General features: G+C 69.3%; 19 protein-coding genes. 10 read left to right on the top strand and 9 right to left on the bottom strand.

The window, feature by feature from the left end; all coding sequences use genetic code 11:
• The 5 genes from PU630_RS15845 (at position 1) to PU630_RS15865 (ending at position 6,186) form a co-directional block, all read left to right on the top strand.
• Entirely contained in the window at positions 1–1,761 is a 1,761-nt protein-coding gene (locus tag PU630_RS15845) for a dipeptide/oligopeptide/nickel ABC transporter permease/ATP-binding protein (RefSeq protein WP_275278025.1), read from the top strand.
• Positions 1,758–2,525, top strand: a complete 768-nt coding sequence (locus tag PU630_RS15850) for an ABC transporter ATP-binding protein (RefSeq protein WP_275278026.1) — start codon at positions 1,758–1,760, stop codon at positions 2,523–2,525. The genes PU630_RS15845 and PU630_RS15850 overlap by 4 nt, the downstream gene beginning before the upstream one ends.
• Positions 2,525–3,712, top strand: coding sequence for a M20 metallopeptidase family protein (locus PU630_RS15855; protein ID WP_275278027.1), 1,188 nt, complete (start codon positions 2,525–2,527; stop codon positions 3,710–3,712). Before PU630_RS15850 ends, PU630_RS15855 begins: the two co-directional genes overlap by 1 nt.
• 1,404 nt (positions 3,713–5,116) lie before the next feature.
• Positions 5,117–5,944 (top strand): class I SAM-dependent methyltransferase, encoded by an 828-nt coding sequence (locus PU630_RS15860; RefSeq protein WP_275278028.1) that lies wholly within the window; start codon positions 5,117–5,119, stop codon positions 5,942–5,944.
• Positions 5,941–6,186: a DUF2249 domain-containing protein gene (locus PU630_RS15865; protein WP_275278029.1), complete on the top strand. Its 246-nt coding sequence runs from the start codon at positions 5,941–5,943 to the stop codon at positions 6,184–6,186. The genes PU630_RS15860 and PU630_RS15865 overlap by 4 nt, the downstream gene beginning before the upstream one ends.
• A gap of 33 nt (positions 6,187–6,219) precedes the next feature.
• Here PU630_RS15865 and PU630_RS15870 read toward each other — a convergent pair whose 3' ends face one another.
• Both PU630_RS15870 and PU630_RS15875 read right to left on the bottom strand, forming a co-directional pair.
• The gene (locus tag PU630_RS15870) at positions 6,220–7,095 is read right to left on the bottom strand and encodes a cyclase family protein (protein WP_275278030.1); all 876 of its coding nucleotides are present in this window, start codon (positions 7,093–7,095) and stop codon (positions 6,220–6,222) included.
• On the bottom strand, positions 7,092–8,687 hold the full coding sequence (locus tag PU630_RS15875; protein WP_275278031.1) for an FAD-dependent monooxygenase: 1,596 nt from the start codon (positions 8,685–8,687) through the stop codon (positions 7,092–7,094). Before PU630_RS15875 ends, PU630_RS15870 begins: the two co-directional genes overlap by 4 nt.
• 66 nt (positions 8,688–8,753) lie before the next feature.
• Here PU630_RS15875 and PU630_RS15880 point away from each other — a divergent pair, with 66 nt between their 5' ends.
• On the top strand, positions 8,754–9,194 hold the full coding sequence (locus tag PU630_RS15880) for a MarR family winged helix-turn-helix transcriptional regulator (protein WP_275278032.1): 441 nt from the start codon (positions 8,754–8,756) through the stop codon (positions 9,192–9,194).
• Positions 9,195–9,275: 81 nt separating this feature from the next.
• Here the strand turns inward: PU630_RS15880 and PU630_RS15885 are convergent, their stop codons facing one another.
• Together PU630_RS15885 and ilvD are read right to left on the bottom strand one after the other, a co-directional pair.
• Complete coding sequence (locus PU630_RS15885; RefSeq protein ID WP_275278033.1) at positions 9,276–9,890, bottom strand: YdcF family protein; 615 nt, start codon at positions 9,888–9,890, stop codon at positions 9,276–9,278.
• A 122-nt stretch (positions 9,891–10,012) separates the two neighbouring features.
• Entirely contained in the window at positions 10,013–11,926 is a 1,914-nt protein-coding gene (gene ilvD / locus PU630_RS15890) for a dihydroxy-acid dehydratase (protein ID WP_275278034.1), read from the bottom strand.
• 77 nt (positions 11,927–12,003) lie between these two features.
• Here ilvD and PU630_RS15895 point away from each other — a divergent pair, with 77 nt between their 5' ends.
• Positions 12,004–12,777, top strand: coding sequence for a helix-turn-helix transcriptional regulator (locus PU630_RS15895; protein WP_275278035.1), 774 nt, complete (start codon positions 12,004–12,006; stop codon positions 12,775–12,777).
• Positions 12,778–12,790: 13 nt separating this feature from the next.
• On the opposite strand, the gene PU630_RS15900 is transcribed toward PU630_RS15895, so the two are convergent.
• The 5 genes from PU630_RS15900 to PU630_RS15920 form a co-directional block, all read right to left on the bottom strand.
• Positions 12,791–14,668 carry a penicillin-binding transpeptidase domain-containing protein gene (locus PU630_RS15900; protein ID WP_275278036.1) on the bottom strand — a complete coding sequence of 626 codons (1,878 nt, stop codon included), beginning with the start codon at positions 14,666–14,668 and terminating at the stop codon, positions 12,791–12,793.
• A gap of 19 nt (positions 14,669–14,687) precedes the next feature.
• Positions 14,688–15,062: a fluoride efflux transporter FluC gene (locus tag PU630_RS15905; RefSeq protein WP_275278037.1), complete on the bottom strand. Its 375-nt coding sequence runs from the start codon at positions 15,060–15,062 to the stop codon at positions 14,688–14,690.
• Complete coding sequence (locus tag PU630_RS15910; RefSeq protein WP_275278038.1) at positions 15,059–15,508, bottom strand: fluoride efflux transporter FluC; 450 nt, start codon at positions 15,506–15,508, stop codon at positions 15,059–15,061. Before PU630_RS15910 ends, PU630_RS15905 begins: the two co-directional genes overlap by 4 nt.
• 4 nt (positions 15,509–15,512) lie before the next feature.
• On the bottom strand, positions 15,513–16,001 hold the full coding sequence (locus tag PU630_RS15915) for a universal stress protein (RefSeq protein WP_275278039.1): 489 nt from the start codon (positions 15,999–16,001) through the stop codon (positions 15,513–15,515).
• A gap of 280 nt (positions 16,002–16,281) precedes the next feature.
• Positions 16,282–16,878 carry a TetR/AcrR family transcriptional regulator gene (locus tag PU630_RS15920; RefSeq protein ID WP_275278040.1) on the bottom strand — a complete coding sequence of 199 codons (597 nt, stop codon included), beginning with the start codon at positions 16,876–16,878 and terminating at the stop codon, positions 16,282–16,284.
• A 101-nt stretch (positions 16,879–16,979) separates the two neighbouring features.
• On the opposite strand from PU630_RS15920, the gene PU630_RS15925 reads away from it, so the two are divergent.
• Genes PU630_RS15925 through PU630_RS15935 form a run of 3 tightly spaced genes read left to right on the top strand, consistent with a single transcriptional unit; the run spans position 16,980 to position 18,819 of the window.
• A complete protein-coding gene (locus tag PU630_RS15925) occupies positions 16,980–17,576 on the top strand; it encodes a DUF6230 family protein (RefSeq protein WP_275278041.1) in 597 nt (198 codons plus the stop codon).
• A 38-nt stretch (positions 17,577–17,614) separates the two neighbouring features.
• A complete protein-coding gene (locus PU630_RS15930; RefSeq protein ID WP_275278042.1) occupies positions 17,615–18,085 on the top strand; it encodes a DUF6114 domain-containing protein in 471 nt (156 codons plus the stop codon).
• Positions 18,082–18,819 carry a hypothetical protein gene (locus PU630_RS15935; RefSeq protein WP_275278043.1) on the top strand — a complete coding sequence of 246 codons (738 nt, stop codon included), beginning with the start codon at positions 18,082–18,084 and terminating at the stop codon, positions 18,817–18,819. Before PU630_RS15930 ends, PU630_RS15935 begins: the two co-directional genes overlap by 4 nt.
• The last annotated feature ends 373 nt before the right edge of the window (positions 18,820–19,192 follow it).

Below are 19,192 nucleotides of genomic sequence, written 5' to 3' on the forward strand. Positions count from 1 at the left end.
ATGGCAGTGCAGACAACGCGCGGACGGCCGCGCGCCGTGACGATCCTCGCGATAGCAGGCACACTCCTGCTGGTTCTCGCGGCGATCTTCGGTCCGATCATCTTCCGGGCAGCCGCCGACGCCGTGGACGTGGGCACACGCCTCGCCTCCCCGAGCGCGGCCCACCCGTTCGGAACCGATGAGCTGGGACGCGACATCCTTGCGCGGGTCATGACCGCCACGCGGCTCTCGCTCGTCCTGGCGATCGGTGCAACGGTCATCGCCTTCGTGGGAGGGCTTGTCATCGGCCTGGTCGGGGTTATCCTGCCGCGCACGCCGCGGCGGCTTCTGATGAGCCTGCTCGACATCCTGCTCGCCTTCCCCTGGCTGCTGCTGGTGCTCTTCTTCACGGTCATCTGGAGCGCGAGCGCCACGACGGCCATGATGGCGATCGGCATCGCCGGCATCCCCGGACACGCGCGACTCGTCTACAACCTGGCCTCGTCCGTCTCCGGTCGCGATTACGTGCGCGCCGCGCGCGTGGTCGGCGTCGGCCCCATCGGCATCCTGTTCCGCCATGTGCTGCCCAACATCCTGGCGCCGCTCGTCGTCAACGCCGCCGCGGCGGCCAGCGTCGCACTGCTGTCGTTCGCCGGGCTCTCGTTCCTCGGCCTGGGTGTGCAGGCTCCGCAGTACGACTGGGGCCGGATGCTGCAAGAGGGGACGCAGCGGATCTACGTGAATCCGCTGGCGGCGCTGGGGCCGGGCCTTGCCATCGTGCTGGCCGGCGTCGTGTTCACCCTCATCAGCGAGGCGTTCGCCCAGATCCCGGGTGCCGGCGGCCGTGCGGTGCGCGCTCAGGCCCTCGCTGCCGTTGCAGGCCGTCGTCGCAGAGTCATACCCGCCCATGGCGGTCGCGGCGCCGTCGACGGTTCGATAGCACGCATGGCGGACCTGCACGTCTCGTTCCCGGCGCCGGACGGGACCCTCATCGAGCAGGTGCACGGAGTCGACCTGCGGATCATGCCGGGTGAGACCGTCGGAATCGTCGGTGAGTCGGGATCGGGGAAGTCCCTGACCGCGATGGCGATGGCCGGCCTGCTCGAAGGTCCCGCCGTCGTCACGACGTCGGGGCACACCTTCGACGACATCGACATGACCCACCTGTCGGCGTCCGGTCGCGCACGCCTCGCAGTGGAGCTCGGTATGGTCTTCCAAGATCCGCTGACCTCGCTCAATCCCGCGCTGACGATCGGCCGCCAGCTGACCGAGGTCCCCGAAGTGCACATGCGCATGTCCGTCGGCCAGGCGCGCCGTCGCGCCATGGACGCCCTCGAGGCGGTGGGAATCGCCGACGCCCGGCGACGGCTCTCGCAGTATCCACACGAGTTCTCCGGCGGCATGCGGCAGCGCGCCATGATCGCGATGGCGATGACTGCTCGCCCTCGGCTGATCATCGCCGACGAGCCGACGACCGCTCTGGACGTCACGGTCCAGCGCCAGGTGATGCGGGTGCTGCGCGGCGCCCAGGAGGAGACGGGGGCTGCCATCGTCTTCATCTCACACGACATCGCCCTCGTCTCGGCGTTCTGCGACCGGATCCTGGTGATGAAGGACGGGCACATCGTCGAGGAGGTGGACGCGCGGCGGATCCAGCAGGACGCGAAGCATCCCTACACGCGCGCACTCATCGCCTGCCTTCCCGACATGCGCTCGGACCGCAGCCGTCCGCTCCCGGTGATACCTCCCGACATCGCCGCCGTCTCCGAGGTGCCCGCATGAACGCGCTCGAGATCGAGCACCTGCACATCCGGTACGGGCACACTCCGGTCGTCGAGGACGTGAGCCTCACGGTGGGCGCCGGGCGCACCGTGGGTCTCGTCGGCGAATCCGGGTCGGGCAAGAGCACCATCGCCGCGGCCGTGGTCGGACTCGTGCAACCGGCACAGGGTGACATCCGCATCGACGGCGTCTCGGCGATCGGGCGCACGGCTGCGGCGCGACGCTCGCGACGCCAGGTGCAGCTCGTCTTCCAGGACCCGTTCTCTGCGCTGGATCCGCGGATGCCGGTGGGTGACTCGATCGCGGAGGCTCTGCGCGCGACCGGCCGGCGCTGGTCGAAGCCTGCGCGCATCGCGCGTGTACGCGAACTGCTCACCCAGGTCCATCTCGATCCGGATCGTGCCGGCGAGCGTCCCGGGGCGTTCTCGGGGGGCCAGCGGCAGCGGGTCACCATCGCACGCGCGCTGGCCGGGGAGCCCACCCTGCTCGTCGCCGATGAGGTGACCAGCGCCCTGGACGTCTCGGTGCAGGGGGCGATCCTGAACCTGTTGCGTGAACTGCAGGCCGAGCTCGGGCTCTCGATGCTTTTCATCACGCACAATCTCGCCGTGGTCCGCTACATCAGCGACGAGATCTGCGTGCTGCGTGGCGGACGGCTTATCGAGTCGGGGCCCACGGAATCTCTCACCGAGACCCCGGGCGACCCCTACACAACGGAGTTGCTCGAATCGGTGCCGGTGCTCGGCGAAAGGATGGAGCTGTGATGGATGACATCTTCGACGCGGACTCCCGCATGCTAACGGATCGCCTCGTCGCGGTGCGCCGGGAGTTGCACGCGCAGCCGGAGGTCGGGCTGGATCTGCCCGCGACGCAGAAGGTCATCCTTCGCGAACTCGCCGGGCTTGGCATGGAGATCATGACCGGGCGATCACTGTCGTCGGTGACCGCCGTGCTGCGTGGCGCCCGCCCCGGGCCGGCAGTGCTGCTGCGGGCCGACATGGACGCGTTGCCGATCGCGGAGCGGTCCGAAGTGCCCTACGCGTCGCACAACGGCGCCATGCACGCGTGCGGGCACGATCTGCACATGGCGGGGCTGCTCGGAGCAGCACGGCTGCTCGCCACCCGCCGCGACGAGCTTGCCGGCACCGTGGTGTTCGCCTTCCAGCCCGGAGAAGAAGGCTTCGCCGGAGGACGCATGATGATCGAAGAGGGCCTGGTAACCGCATCCGGCACCCGTCCGGTGGCCGCATACGCGACGCACGTGGACTGCGAGACGCCACGTGGTCGGCTCATCACGCGGCCCGGACCGATGATGGCCAGCGCGAGCGGAATGAAGATGAGCGTGCGCGGAACGGGCGGGCACGCCGCGCGTCCTCACCAGGCTGTCGATCCCGTCCCGGTCGCCGCGGAGATCATCCTCGCCGTCCAGACCTTCGCCGCGCGGCGGATCGCCGCGACCGATCCTGCCGTGATCTCCATCACGCGGTTGCACTCCGATGCCGAGGCGGGCAACGTCCTGGCAGGAACTGTCGACCTCGAGGCGAACATCCGCACGCTGTCTCCGACCGCGCTGGAAACCGTCCGCACCGACTTGCCCGCACTGGTCACGGCGATAGCCGAAGCGCACGGGTGCCGCGTCGACGTCCAGTTCATCGACTCCTACCCGGTCACGGTCAATGATCCCAGCGAGACGGAATGGGTGCTGAGCCTGCTCGATGAACGGCCGGAAGACGTCGTGCGGCTGGCCGAGCCCTCGATGGCGTCGGAGGATTTCGCCTACATTCTCGAGGAGATCCCGGGGACTCTTGTTTTCTTCGGTGTGGAGCCCGAAGGCGGGTCCGCGCCGTTGCACTCCGACCGCGCGCGGTTCGATGACACTCTGCTGGCAACCCAGGCGGCGATCATGGCGCAGCTGGCGTGGCGACGGCTGGAGCGGACTGCGGACAGCTGACCGACGCGGAATGCGCGCTCCACTCATCGTTTTCGCGCGCCGAAAGGGCATGTTCCGAAGTTCCAGACATGCTCACAGACGAACTACGGGAAGCGAGCAGACACTCGATGGTGCATCTTGAGAAGTGCACCCCCTCCCCCGTATCGGGGCACCTGCTCGTATACGGGCAGTCATCGCTGAAGTGAGAATGGCGATGAAGATGAGGCCGAACAGTATCGCCATGGCGCCGGCGGGTGAGCCTCCGCGCATGACGTGCGCGACCCCCAGCACGAGGCTGAGCACGGCGGCGATGAGGATGACGACCCCGCGGTGACCAAATAGGTTCCGAAGTTCATGACCGCCCTATGCAGCGTGCCCGCGCCGGTGGCGGCCTCTACCCTGGCCGAATGACGACCGTCCCGCGCTTCGTGCGTTTAACATCCCCATTCTGGTTCGCCTTCCAGGGGTACATCGACGAGCAGAACGGGACGGAGGTTGTCCCTGACGGTCGAAGATAACATCGAGGGCCTCCCCCGATGCAACACGCGTCAGGAGAACTACCTGGTCCTCACAGACCGGCCGGCGGACGTCGAGAACTCCTTGAATGCGAGCGCACGACCCAGTTCCGCGGCCGCCCATGCGAACACGCCCCGCAGCAGGTTCATCGGGTCGAGGACCAGGTACTTCCGACTGTGGAGGGCGCCGCCGCGGCCGGGGACGCGTCGAAGGTGCCCAGGCAAAAGCCTCCCAGGGCGATGAACTCGTCGTCGTCGGTGGCCAGGGTGTTGTGCGACGGATGATGTCAGAGTTCATCTCGTCGACGGTCCGGTGGGGCCGGTTGGACAGCTCGATGATGCGAGCGTGCCCGAAGTGGTGGTCGGACGAGAAGAAAACCCGGCATCCGGCAGGCAGTTCCAGATGCTCCATACCCGTCCATGCGCAGTTCAAGCAGCCGGGTGTTCCCTCAGCCATTCGGTGACCCCATACCGCAGCAGCCCGTCAGTGAATCGCCCATCCATCCCAGTGGTCGTTTGTCAACATCCGCCAGCCCGCCGACGGGAAACCCATTGCAACCATGCAGATGCCGACAACCGGGCAGTATGAGTATTACAACTCTTGCCGCTGATCTGGGATTTGGGCTCGTGTAATTCTCAACTACCGTGCGAATTGGGCCTACGACATGAGGAGCCGAGGATCCGAAGCCACCAGTCTCAACATTCTGCGAATTGATCAATGCGGTCTCAACTTGTGTGAGAATCCACATCCAAAGACTCGATGTGTCGCCGTAGGCGGCGCAGCGAGTCTTTTGCGTTGCTGGCGTCGGATCGAATGCGCCCCGGGCGGGCCCACGCTGCCAGCACGGCCCCCGTGACCTTCGTCGCCCTCTCCGGCCCTCGAGCCCGCAGCCGCCGCTAGCGTGGAAGCATGACCGATGCCGCGGCATCCACCCCTCGCTCGTCCGGGATCCCACTCGGCGATCGCCCCGCCGACGCCGTGCCCGCGCACTGGCTGCTGGCCAGGGTCGGCAAGAAGGTGCTGCGCCCGGGCGGAGTGAAGCTGACGAAGCGATTGGTCGGGATGCTGCCGCTGGGCGGCTCCGACGTCGTCGAGCTCGCCCCGGGTCTGGGGTTGACGGCGCGGATGCTGCTGGATGGGCATCCCGCGTCGTACATCGGCGTGGAAGACGACGCGTCGGCCGCGGCTCTCGCCGCCGACGCTATCGGCGAGCGCGGGCGCGTCATCGTCGGTGATGCGAAGAGCACCGGCTTGCCCGACGCTTCATGCGACGTCGTGCTGACCGAGGCGATGCTCACGATGCACACCAACGCGCACCGAGGGGAGATCCTCGATGAAGTCGCGCGCATCCTGCGGCCGGGTGGCTGCTATGCGGTGCACGAGCTCGCCCTGGTGCCCGACGACATCACCCCAGCCCAGGCTGACGACGTGCGGCTCTCGCTGGTGCGTTCGCAGAAGGTCAATACCCGCCCGCAGACCACACCCGAGTGGCGCGCTCTGTTCGCCGCGCATGGATTCGACGTCCAGCGACTCGAACATGCGCCGATGCGCCTGCTGCACCTGCGACGCCTGGTCGCCGACGAGGGGGTACGCGGCACGCTGCGCATCGCGCGGAACGTGTTGCGTGACGCCGACGTCCGCCGGCGCATGCTGACGATGCGCGCGGCATTCAAGCGCAACGAAGACCACATCGCCGCCATCGCGATCGTGGCCGTCCGGCGAGAGGAGAGAGCATGACCGATTCTCAGGAGCAGATCGTCGACGCCCGGGTGCGCGGCGAGATGAGCTGCGCCGACATGGCGATGGGCGCGTTCGACGCGTTGACAGACCAGGCGAGCTTCGTGCTCGTGGCCAATCACGACCCGCGCGGCATCCACTACATGCTGCAGGCCGAACGCCCCGGCACCTCCGGCTGGGAAGACCTCGAGTCGGGCCCCGAGCTCTGGCGGGCACGCATCACGCGCACTGCTACTGCCTGACCCGACATCGGCGGGGCGCCTCGCGCGCCGCGCTCAGAACACCGCGATCGGATTGACCGCGAGGCCCGCGGTGCCGGTGATGCGCGGCGGCGCCACGACGAGCATGAAGCTCCATCGTTGCCGTGCTGAGCACAGGTCGGCGAGCTCATCAAGGCAGGCGGCGTCGATCAGCGGAAGCCCCAGCCGCGCCAGCGCGACCTGATGCATCGGCAGGGGGAAGACCGGGGGTCGCGCGTCGCCGATGTCGCCGACGTAAAGCGCCGCGCCGTGCTCGTCGAGCCAGGCGACGGCGCTCAGGTCGAGGCCGGGAACCGGCCGCCCCATCGGCTGGTTCACGTCCCAGCCGGCGCGCACCACGATCGCATCGCCCGGGTGCACCGAGGTGCCGGCGCGGTCGAGCGCGGCATCCAGATCCGCTCCACTGACCCGGTGATCGGCGGGGATGCTGCCACGCCGAGGCGCCAGGTCGAGAAGCACTCCCCGGGTGACGATGCCCTTGCCGGCGTGGTCGGCGGAGCCATGACGGACGCCCGTGGGGGTGATCGCCTGTTCGAGCGGAACACCCGGGTAGACCTTGTCTCCGGCAGGAATGTGGCAGAGCGCATCGAGATGCGTCAGAGCGGCGTTGTGGGTGTTGACGAGCAGTGAATCGGTCACGGCTGTGGGGCGGATGCCGTTGAAGTTGACGACCTGCATGACCGCGGCGGGTACCGTCGCGGGGCTTCCGACGGGCGTGAGACCGGTCGTCAGCGGCGCGGGCGCGGTCGCCCGTGCGAGACTCACCGAGGTGCCCTCGCGGACCTCGGCCGCAGCCCGAGCTCGTGCGGCGTCGTCGATCAGATTGAGCGTGCCGATCTCGTCTTCGGCACCCCAACGCCCCCAGTTGCTCGGCAGACCGGCCTCGTTCACGCGTCCACCGTTCTGGTACGCAGGCCCGTCCGCGTCTGGCCGTGCACACCTGCCAGCACCTCGACGGCGGCGCGCAGCTGCTCCTCACCGGTGCCGCGGGCGCTGACGTATCCGTCGGGCCGTAGGAGGATCCAGTCGCCGGCCCGGGCAGCAAGGGTCTCGTGGACGCAGCCGTCGAGGTCCCGCACCGCCGCATCCTGGCGGCGGCTGATCGTCACCTCGTCCACCCACGCGGGCATCGCGGCGTTGACCGCGTCGATCCCACCGCCGGCGAAGACGAGAAGGTGCCAGCCCGGGTTCCGCAGCGCCGCGCGCAACATCGTCCAGCCGGGCGATTGGGCGTCTTCAGCAGAGACCTGAGTGAGCCGCTCGCCGGGTCGAGGCCCTTGGGCGGTTCCGCCGGCCGGCACGGTGAGCGGGCTGTCGGGGTAGCCGATCGTCAGGCCCGACATGTTGCGGATCAGCTGACGCGCGAAATCGCGATCCGTCTCGCGCACGTCGACGTCATCACCGTCCGCGGGCACCATGGCGTTCTCCATGACCTCGCTCGTCGAGGAGAGCAGAGCGCGGCCGATGGGTACGCGTTCGGCGTCGTAGGTGCTGAGCAACTCGGGATCGGCGTCACCCCGGATGACCATGGCGAGTTTCCAGGCCAGGTTGTACGCGTCTTGGATGCCGGTGTTCAGGCCCTGTCCGGATGCCGGGGAGTGCACGTGCGCCGCGTCGCCGGAGACGAAGCAGCGTCCGACGTGCATCGCCGGTACGGCCCGCTGCTGGATGGTGAACTTCGATGTCCAGCTGGGACGCTCGACGATGGTCTGGTCTCCCAACGCCCGAGAGAGCTTCTCGGAGAATTGCCGGGCGATCTGGTCGGGGCGGTCAGGATCGCCCTCGCCCTTGGTGTCCAGCAGCCGCCACTTGCCCGGTTCGGGGAAGGGGAACAGCATGAGCGCGCCGTCACCGGGGAACAGCCAGTGCACGCCGTCGCGGTCGAGGTCGGTGTGCACTATGGCGTCGGCGATCAGCCAGGTGTGGGCAGGTTCGCCCTCCAACCGCAGCCCGAGCGACTTGCGAATGGTCGAGTGTCCGCCGTCGCAGCCCCACAGGTATTGCGTGCGCACCGTCTCACGCACGCCACCGCCCGAGTCGCCGTCCCCACACAGCACGGCCGTGACGCCCTCGTCGTCTTGCTCGAACGACTCCAGTCTCGTGCTCCATTCCACGGCGACATCGGCTGCCGCGGCGTCCGCTCGAAGCACGCGCTCGATGATGACCTGATCGATGTTGAACATGAACGGGAATCGCGTCGGCAACCCGTCGAAACGGAAATCGACCCGATTCGCGGGACCACCCTGGTGGCGTATGAACGCGTTGACCCGCGTTCCGTGGGGAGCGATTTCGCCGAGCAGCCCGAGCTGGTCGTAGATCTCGAGACTGCGGGCGTGCGCGCCCAGTGCTCGACTCGTCGTCGCGGGGCCGGCTGCGGCATCCACCAGCCGAACCTTCACCCCCGACCGGGCCAGGAGCGACGCGGCCATCAGACCGACCGGACCGGCCCCCACCACGAGGACATCCTCATCGAAAGTCGTCATCCCTTCGCACCTCCAGTGTTAGCTATACTGACACTGCAGAATACACCCGCGAAGGAGACGTGCACGATGAGCGCTGAGTTGCAGCCCGACGCCGACCTGCCCCTGCTTGCGCTTCTGCACCGAGCGGCACGCTGGTTCGGCGACGAGTTCCTGGCGCGGTTGGCGGCAGCCGGCGTCGACCCGATCACACCGGCCCACGCGACCGTGCTCAGTCATCTCGACGCAGACACGGCGCTGAGCATCTCTGAGCTGGCGCGCAGGGCGGATGTGACGCGGCAGACCATGCACCGTTCCGTCACCCAGCTCATCGATGAGGGTCTGCTGCGCAGCGCGCCGGGTCCGGGCTTCCCGCGCAGCACCCTGGTCAGCCTGACCAGTGCCGGCGTCCGGCGCCGGCACGTCGCCCTCGGGATTCTCCACGACCTCGAGGACGAATTGGGCGGGCGGCTCGGAACGGAGACGGTGACCGAATTGCGCAGCACCCTCAGCCAGGTGCAGCCCGGCTGACGACCGAAGGTCCACGCGACCCACTGATCTCGAGAGCACGCCGGCGCGCAGCATCCCGTCCCAAAGGACGGCACGTCATCGTCATTCGGCCGCTTCGCGCCGCACCCGGCGCAGCCCGATCATCCCCGCGACGGCGGCGAACGGCTTCAGCCAGGTCAGCTCGCCGAAGCGGTACTCGCGACCGCGCACGAGTCGTGCGGCGAGGTCGGGACGCAGCATCCTGAGGTACGTCCGCCCCCTCAGCGCGTGCAGCGGGTCGGACACGACCTTGATGACATCGGCGTTCTCGATCATCGGGATCGCGTTGCGGATGTTCTCTTCGGTCGTCCCGCTCGCCCGCTCGCGCAGCAGCCGGCCGGCGTAGCCCCGAGCGTCGCGCGCGTAGCGTGCCATGACGTCGGCCTCGGGGTCGTCGCCCTCGACCGCTCCTCCGCAGACGACGAGCACGGCATCTGGCCCATCGAGTGACCGGATGCCGGCACGCACGCGATACCGATTGACGAGGTTCGCGCGGCGCCCCTTGTTGCCGAAGCCGAGCACGACGACCGCTTCGCTGCGCGGGTGCGGCACACCCGGCCCGAGTTCGCGCCGACTCGCCCGCCAGTTCAGGTACTCGCCCCAGGCGAGCACGCCGCCGAGCACCCCCAGCGGGATCGCGATCAGTCGGGCGCGCACGAGACCAGCGTAGGCGCGCATGCACCGTCCGTTGAGCGAGGAGCGAAGCGACGAGTCGACATGACGCCGCACCGGGGCAGACGTTTCGACTCGCTTCGCTCGCTCAACGAACGAGAATCAGTGCGAACGAGCGGCCGACCCGGTCAGGCGTTCGCGACGTCCTCCACGAGCGCGTCGTCGGCCGCGACCCGTGCCATGGCGCGCTCCACCGCATCGACGTCGCGCACGGCGCCCTTGTCGGCCGACTGCGCCATCACGGCGTACGCGCGCAGCGCCGCCGACACCTCGCGCACGCGGGTGCGCGGCCGGTATCCGCCGGCCGCCAGCAGCGCGCGACGCCGGTCGGCGAGCACCTCGTCGGGCACCTCGAGCACGAGCGAGCGGCTCGGGATGTCGATCGAGACGGTGTCGCCGTCCTCGACCAGCGCGATCACCCCGCCCGACGCGGCCTCGGGCGAGACGTGACCGATCGACAGGCCGCTGGTACCGCCCGAGAACCGGCCGTCGGTGATGAGCGCGCACTTCTTGCCCAGACCGCGGCCCTTCAAGAACGAGGTGGGGTACAGCATCTCCTGCATGCCCGGTCCGCCCTTGGGCCCCTCGTAGCGGATGACGACGACATCGCCCTCGCCCACCTGCTTGTTGAGGATCTTCTCGACCGCCTCTTCCTGCGACTCGCACACGACCGCAGGCCCAGAGAACGTCCAGATCGACGGGTCGACGCCGGCGGTCTTCACGACGGCGCCGTCGACGGCGATGTTGCCGCGCAGCACGCCGAGCCCGCCGTCGGCGGAGTACGCGTGTTCGACGTCGCGGATGCAGCCGCCCGCGGCATCCTCATCCAGCGCCAGCCACCGCTCCGACTGGCTGAACGCGGTCGACGACCGCTTGCCGCCGGGAGCGGCGAACCACACGTCGCGCGCCTCCTCGCTGACCGCGCCGCCGCGGATGTCCCACGCGTCGAGCCACTCGCCGAGCGACGGCGCGTGCACCGCGTGGACGTTCTCGTGCAGCAGCCCGCCACGGCGCAGCTCGCCGAGGATGGCCGGGATGCCGCCGGCCCGGTGCACATCCTCCATGTAATAGGTGCGATCGCCCGCGACGTTCGGCGCGACCTTCGCCAGGCACGGCACCCGGCGCGAGACGGCGTCGATCTCGTCGAGCCCGTAGGCGACGCCGGCCTCGTGCGCCGCGGCGAGCAGGTGCAGGATCGTGTTGGTCGATCCACCCATCGCGATGTCGAGCGCCATGGCGTTGTCGAACGCCTCGGGGGTCGCGATGTTGCGCGGCAGCACCGAGTCGTCATCGTCGTCGTAGTACCTGTGCGCGATGTCGACGACCACGGAACCGGCCCGCTCATACAGCGCGCGACGGGCGGTGTGTGTGGCCAGCACCGACCCGTTGCCCGGCAGCGCGAGGCCCATGGCCTCGGTGAGGCAGTTCATCGAGTTCGCGGTGAACATGCCCGAGCACGAGCCGCACGTGGGGCAGGCCGACTCTTCGATGCGCAGGATGTCGGCATCCGAGATGCTCTCGTTCACGGCCTCGCTGATCGCGTCGACGAGGTCGAGGGTGCGCACAGTGCCGTCCTGCAGCACGGCACGGCCCGACTCCATCGGGCCGCCCGAGACGAACACGGTCGGGATGTTCAGACGCAACGCCGCCAGCAGCATGCCGGGCGTGATCTTGTCGCAGTTCGAGATGCACACGAGCGCATCGGCCTGGTGCGCGTTCGTCATGTACTCGACCGAGTCTGCGATGAGGTCACGGCTGGGCAGCGAGTAGAGCATGCCCGAGTGCCCCATCGCGATGCCGTCGTCGACGGCGATCGTGTTGAACTCGCGGGCGATGCCGCCGGCCTGCTTGATGGCCTCGCACACGATGCGGCCGACCGGCTGCAGGTGCGTGTGACCGGGGACGAACTCGGTGAAGCTGTTGGCCACAGCGATGATCGGCTTGCCGAAATCGCCGGCGTCGACGCCCGAGGCGCGCATGAGCGCGCGGGCGCCGGCCATGTTGCGGCCATGGGTGACAGTGCGGGAGCGGAGTACGGGCATTCCCTGATTATGGGGTGGTGGTGGGATGCCGCGGCAGACGCCGCTGGTACTAGTGCTGACACCACTAGCCTGGTGTGATGGTGGTCGATCCGCGGCGTCGTGAACTAGGTGCGTTCCTGCGTTCGCGCCGCGAACGGCTCGACCGCACAGCGCTCGGCCTGCCGCCGGGCACGCGCGGACGAACCACGGGGCTGCGCCGCGAAGAGGTCAGTGTCGACTCGGGGGTGAGCATCACCTGGTACACGTGGCTCGAGCAGGGCCGCGACATCCACCCCTCCCGCCAGGTGCTGCTCGCGGTCGCCGATGCCCTGCGGCTCACCGAAGCCGAACGACGCTACGTGCTCGATCTCGCCGGCTACGCCCCGCCACGCCCGGCGCGGGTCGAAGAGGCGCCGGCACACGTGCAGCGGCTCATGGACGCCCTCCCCCATCCGGCCTATGCGCTCGCGCCCGACTGGGGCATGGCCGGATGGAACGCGGCGTATGAGCGGCTGTATCCGCCGATCGCCGACGTCGCCCGCGGCGAGCGCAACCTGCTGTGGCTCGTGTTCACCGACCCGTACGTGCGGCAGTTGCTGGATGACTGGGATGTCACCAGCCGGTGCTTTCTCGCCGAGTTCCGCGCCGAGGTGGCCCGGTCGCCCGGGCCGCATGTGGCGCAGCTCGTGCAGGCGCTCGTCGAGGCGAGCCCGGAGTTCCGTGCCGGGTGGGAGTCGTACGACATCGGCGGCTTCGAGTCCCGCGAGCGCGTGTTCCACCTGCCCGACGGCCGGGCCGCGACGTTCGAGCACCATCAGCTGCGCCCGTCCGACCGCCCCGACCTGCAGGTCGTGCTCTACACGCCGGTGTAGCCCGGAGACAGGCTCAGCGGGCCGCGGTCAGGAACTCCTTCGCGATGGGGCCCGCGGTGTCGGCACCGCTGCTGCCCGTGTCGACGAAGACGGCCACCGCAAGGTCGTCTTGGGCCGCGACCATCCACGCGTGGACCTCGGACTTTCCGTCCTGCGTGAACTCGGCGGTGCCGGTCTTCGCGATGACGGGCGTGCCGGGCACGTCTTTCAAAACGACGGCGGTGCCGTCTACGACCGGCTGCCGGAAGATCGTCTTCAGCTGCCGGGCCTCCTCGGTGCTCAGGGGCGTCACGGAGTCGGGCACCTTTCCCTGCTGCGAGGGGAACAGCGTCGGAACGACGGTGTGGCCGGCCTGGATCGATGCGATGCCGGCGGCCATGGCCACGGGCGAGGCGAGCACCTTGCCCTGGCCGATCACGTCGGCGGCGGCCTCGGTGACAGACCCGGCCTCGGGGATCTGACCCGGAAAACTGTCGACGCCCGGAACGTCCGCAATGCCGAATCCCAGGCTCTGGGCGGCGTCGGTGACGTCGCCGATCTTGTTGCGAGCGTTGATCATCGCGGTGTTGCACGACTGGGCGATCGCCGTCTTCAGCGGGATCTTTCCGGTTGCGGACGAGGGATACCAGGAGTCGTTCACGAACTTGTAGCCGTCGACGACGGCCTCGTCGGTGCAGTCGACCTTCGAGTCGGGGGTCAATCCGGCGCGAAGGAGTGCGAGCGTGTCGAACATCTTGAACGTCGACCCGGGCGGCACCTGCCCGTTCATCGCCGCGTTGAACGCGCCCGTTCCCGGACCGTTGGCCGCCGCCAGGATCGCTCCGTCGCTCGGGCGAATCGCCACCAGGGCGCTGGCGGGACCGATGTCTTTCAGCGCTGACTCGGCGATGGTCTGCAGGTGTTCGTCCAGGGTCGTCTGCAGCGGCTCTCCGGGCTTCGGCTCTGCCGTGAAGAGCGTGGTCGGGTCTCCGGCCTGCGGCACCCGGCTGATCTGCACGCCCACCGTTCCCCTCAAGCGCTCGTCGTAGCGCTGCTCCAGTCCGCTGAGCCCGACCGTGTCGGTCGCCTCGTACTTACCGGGGTTCTTCTCCATGATCTCTGCGGTGACCGGGCCGACCGCGCCGAGCAGTGGACTCGCGAACCCCCGGTACGGCCCGAGCTGCATCGAACCCGGCATCGCAAGCACACCGGTGATGTCGGTTGCATGGGCCGCCCCCGACGGGACGTCGGCCTCGCGATAGGTGATCGCCTGCACGAATTGCTTCTCGCCACCCGATTTCACCCGCCCCACGAAGTCGTCGGCGTCGACTCCGACGAGCGGCGCCAGTTCGCGCGCCGATGCGAGCGCTTGGTCCAGCGTGATGTGGCTCTTGTCGATGCCGTAGGTCACAACCGGACGGCTCGTGATCAGCGCGTCGCCATCGCTGCCGAGGATGTCTGCGCGCGGAGGAGCCTGCGTCGTACGACGCAGCACGTCACCGGTGTGAAGGTCGGGCTGGACGATCGCCGGCGACCAGTCCACGTACCACTCGCCGTCCTTCTTCGTCGTCTTCACCGTGGTCGTGTAGGTCCACTTCTGTGCACCGGCCGGCCAGCTCCAGTGGGCAACGGCGGTGCCGCGGTCGTCTTCGATGTCGGGGGCGTCGATCTTCACCGTGGGCTTCATATCGCCCAGGCCCTTCACGATGCCGGAGTACTCCTCCTGCGCCTGCGACGCCGATGCGCCGCTCAGCCGCACATGGCTGAAGTCTCCCGACACGAGCGCCTTGCGCAGTGCCGCCGTATCGGGCTCGTTCGTGGCGGTGCACGCGGAGAGCGAAGAGGCGAGAACACAGAGCGTCGCGGCCGCAGCGAGGCGCAACGTCCACCGGGACGGAGAAGAGATCGGCACCCTGGCAATCTATATGAGATCAGGCGGCGAGCCCCCCGAGCCACAGGCCCAGCGCCGCCGCGGCGAGCGCGACCACCAGCATCCCGAATCCGTTTGCCACCGCGACGCGCCAGCGGCCTTCCTGCGCGAGACGCACGGTCTCGTAGCTCGCGGTCGAGAAGGTCGTGTAGCCGCCGAGCAGGCCGGTGCCCAGCACCACGGCCCACGGGCCCAGCCCTGCCGCCATGGCCGTGACGAAGCCGAGCACGAGCGACCCCGACACGTTGATGACGGTCGTGCCGAGCGGGTACGGCACGCGCACCCGCTCCTTGATCACGCCGTCGAGCGTCATGCGGCACGCCGCGCCCACACCGCCGGCGAGCGCGACCGCCAGCGCAAGCCAGATGCCCGTCACGAGTCGGGATCCTCGACGCCACGTGCGCGCGTATCACGGGCCCCCAGGAGGATGCCGGCGAGGGATGCCGCGGCTCCGACGAGGACGGTGGCGACGGCGTAGAGCACGCCGGGCCAGACGTCGCCGGTGACGAAGAGCCCGTCGGTGCCGACGGCGAACGTCGAGTACGTCGTGAACCCGCCGAGCACGCCGGTGCCCGCGAACAGGCGCACGGCGCGGCGACGTCCGACGTCGGGACCGCGCCGGGCGAGTGCCGCCAGGAGCCAGCCCAAGAGGAAGGCACCCACGACGTTGATGAGCAGAATGGGCCACGGCATCCCACCCCACTCGGGCAGGGCGATCGACAGCAGGTAGCGTGCGAGCGTGCCGATGAAGCCGCCGGCGACCACGAGGCCGACCGACGACCAGCGCAGATGCAGGGGTCGCGTGTTCGCGGGCGATGTCACGCGGTCACTCCCAGGGCAGCGGCTCGGAGCCTGCCACCGGCTTCAGCGGAACGACCAGCACCGGCCGATGCTGCCGATGCGCGAGGTGACTGGCCACCGACCCCTGGAAGAACTCACGCAGCGTCTCGCGCATGGTCGCCTCGCGGGTGCCGACGACGATGTATCGCGCATTCACCGCCTCGGCGAGCCGCCCGAGCGCGTGCCCGGGGTCGCCGGCCAGCTCGCGGCCGGTCCACTCCACCCCGCTGCCGGCGAGTACGTCGTCGATGTGTGCGGCCAGCGATGCGTCGAACTCGCCCTCGCGCTCGTCGGGCAGGTCGGGGTCGATCGAGCGGGTCACGGCCGTGCCGTCGAGCTGCTCGCCCACGGTGTATCGCTCGAGGTCGACGTGTGCGCAGACGAGATCGGCGCCGAGGTCGTGTGCGAGGCGCGCGGCCTCGCGCAGGACGGCGTCGGGCAGGCCCTTCTGCACTCCGACGAGGATCGTTGCCATGGTGTCCTCCTGCATCCGCGCTCCCGTCCCGTCGCCGAGCACGCCGTGCACGCGCGGCGTCTGCGACAGGGACCGTTGTCGGCGGCGCCGAGGTTGTTCGCGGTGAGCCCCACCACCGCCTGGGTCCAGTGTGCCACACGCCGGGCCGCGTCATCCCGCCTTCCGTCCCCTCTGCCCGTGAGAGAGCAACGGGCGGACGAGGATGCGGTTGTCTCCCTCTCTCTGGTCCGCCCGTTGCACTCTCACCGATCGGACGGGCCGGGATGCCGCGGGCAGCGGGTCAGCGCCCGCGACCGACGGCGGCGACCACGCCGTGCACGCTGCGCTCGAGAAAGTCCACGATCTCCTCGACGGGGCGCTCGGCCTCCACCGCGAGCTCGACGAGCACCTCCTCGGTGAACCCGACCCAGGCGCGCAGCGCGACGCGCAGCAGCTCGGTCTGCGGCATCCCGAGCTCGATGAACACGTCGAGCAGGCGACGCGCGTTCTCGTCGCGGGACTGGTCGATGACCTCGCGGATCGCCGGGTCGCCGCTGGCAACGCCGCGCACGAGCGAGTAGAACGTGCCGCGGTGCTCGCGCACGAACACGACGATGCGGGCGAGCGTGTCGTGCAGCCGCTCGAGCGCAGGCAGCTCGGGCCGGGGCTCACTGGCGCGCAGCAGGCTGTCGCGCGCGGTGAGGACCACCTCGCGGTGCAACCCCTGGCGCGAACCGAAGTAGTGGAAGACGAGGCCCCGCGACACCTCGGCCTGCTCCGAGAGCTCTTCGATCGTGAGCTCGTCGAGGGGACGGGATGCCAGAAAGTTGACGCCGAGCGCCACGAGCTGCGCCCGACGCTCCTGCGGGGTGAGCCGGCGGCGGCGGTCCTCGGACATGAAAGGAGCCTAATGCTCCGGCTTGTTGACTAGTTGTCAATAACGCCTCTAGGCTCGTCCCCGGACGCGACGACGACGTCGCGCCAGAACCAGGAGGTCCGATGTCGTTCCGCAGCTTCGCCCGTTCGCACCACGGGCGCGTCATCCTCACCGCCGTTCCGGTCGCCGCGGCCGTCACCCTGCTGACATCGGGCGTCGCCCAGGGAGCCGTACCCGTCTCGTTCGCCGTGTCGGGCACGCAGTTCCAGATCAGCGCCTCGCAGCTGGACGGCTCCGGGTTCTCGCAGTACGCCGGCGTCGCACAAGACACCGAGGGCGCGAACCACGCCGTCGCCATCGCGAACATCAAGTCGGCGACGCTCACCGACCTGTGCCAGTCGGTCATCACCGACACCCCGCTCGGCAAAGTGGGCCTGCTGATCACCGCGGGCGGCGGCAAGACGCCGGCCACGGCATCCGACCTCCAAATCGGCATGACCGGTCTGCGCGGCGACTCCGAGTTCAAGAACATCCGCATCGGCGTGGACGCGTCGACCGTCAACACGAAGGCCAAGGGATCGGCCGGCGACTTCGCACAGGACGCCGACACCGTCACGATCAAGAACCTCGAGCAGACGGCATGGAGCACCCAGGCATCGGTGTTCACGCTCAGCGGCATGTCGCTGAAGCTCACGGACGGGTCGAAGGGGTGCTTCTGAGCACCGTGACGCACCGGCAGCAGCGACGACGTGACACCGTGACCTCCACGGCGTGGTCGCGATTCGTCGCCTGGTGCCGGCGCCGCCCGTTCATCGGCGGCGTGCTTGTGATGCTCTCCGGGGTCGAGATGTTCTTCTCGGGGCAACTCGACCTCGGCCATATCCGGGTGCAGCTGGGCATCGAGGGCTTTCAGGCGACCGTGATCCCGATCGCGCTCGTGCTGCTGGGCGCGCTGGCCGTCGCGATGCCCGCGCACCACATCTTCTACGGCGTGCTCGCGCTGGTCGTGGCCGTCTACTCGCTCGTCGGCGTGAACCTCGGCGGATTCGTGCTCGGAATGCTGCTGGGCTGCGTCGGCGGCGTGATGGTGGTGGCATGGATGCCGCGGGCCGCGAAGCGCGCGAAGGCCGAGGCAGGCGCGGCCGGTGCGGGTGAGGCCGGCGCGGGTGCGGGTGAGGCCGGCGCGGGTGCGGGTGAGACGGCCCCGACGGCGGGCGCAGACGCATGAGCCGCCGACGGGCGGGTGCACTGGTCGGGGTGGCCGCGGTGGTCGGGAGCCTTCTCGCCGGAACGTCGATGGCGACGGCGGCTCCGGCATCCGCCCACATCTGCATCCCGGTGATCTGGCCGTGCGACGATCCGACGCCCGCGCCGAGCGACACCCCGACGCCGAGTGTGTCGGCGACCGCAACGCCGAGCCCGAGTGCGTCGGCCACCGCCGATCCGGGTGACGACGACGGCACCGGCGCGAAGGGCGACGACTCAGACGCGCCGAAGGATGACGCCGACGCCGCACCGAAGACCTGGTCGCTCATCAAGGACGACGACAGCCAGATCTTCACCCAGCCTCCGGCGCAGCTGGGCTCGGATTCGCTGTCGTTCTCGGGACTGAAGGGCATCGCGCTGGTCAGGCTGACCCTCGCCGACGGCAAGAAGATCGCGGCGATCCGCCTGCGGGCCGACCGCATCACGATCACGGGATTCAGCCTCACCGTGCGCGCGGCGACCGGACCCAAGCTCGTGACGACCGCCGACACGATGACGCTCGAGGGCAACGTGAACGTGTACGTGAACTCCCTCACGGCGACCACCGCGGGCGGAAAGTCGTACACCCTCGGAGCCGACACCCCGCCCCCGGCCGACGGCATCACCCCGAAGCTGCTGCGGGTCACGCTGGGCCTCGTCGGCTCGAGCGCGGACTCGATCACCTACACGAACACCGACCAGCAGATGCACGAGTGACGGGATGCGGCGGCCCGCGGCATCCCGCCCGTCACCGCCGCACACCGCACCCCGGCCGCCTCGCCCAGCCCGTCCAACCCGCCCAACCCGCCCAGCCCGTCCAACCCGTGAGAGTGCAACTGGTGGACGAGAGGTAGGGAACCACCCGCTCCCTCGTCCACCCGCTGCACTCTCACCGACCGCCGCACGGTGCCGGGCCCGGCCCACCGTCTCACGCCAGGGGCTGGGCGAAGGGCTCCTCGGGATCGTCGGGCGGCGGGAGCGTCTCGATCGGCCCGGTGAGCGGCCCGTTGAGGCCGGCCAGCGGACCGGAGGGATCGGCGACCATCGCACCCGGCAGGGTCAGAGGGCCGGTCACGACCGGGGGTTCGGT

Source organism: Microbacterium horticulturae (assembly GCF_029094505.1).
Classification (GTDB): Bacteria; Actinomycetota; Actinomycetes; order Actinomycetales; family Microbacteriaceae; genus Microbacterium; species Microbacterium horticulturae.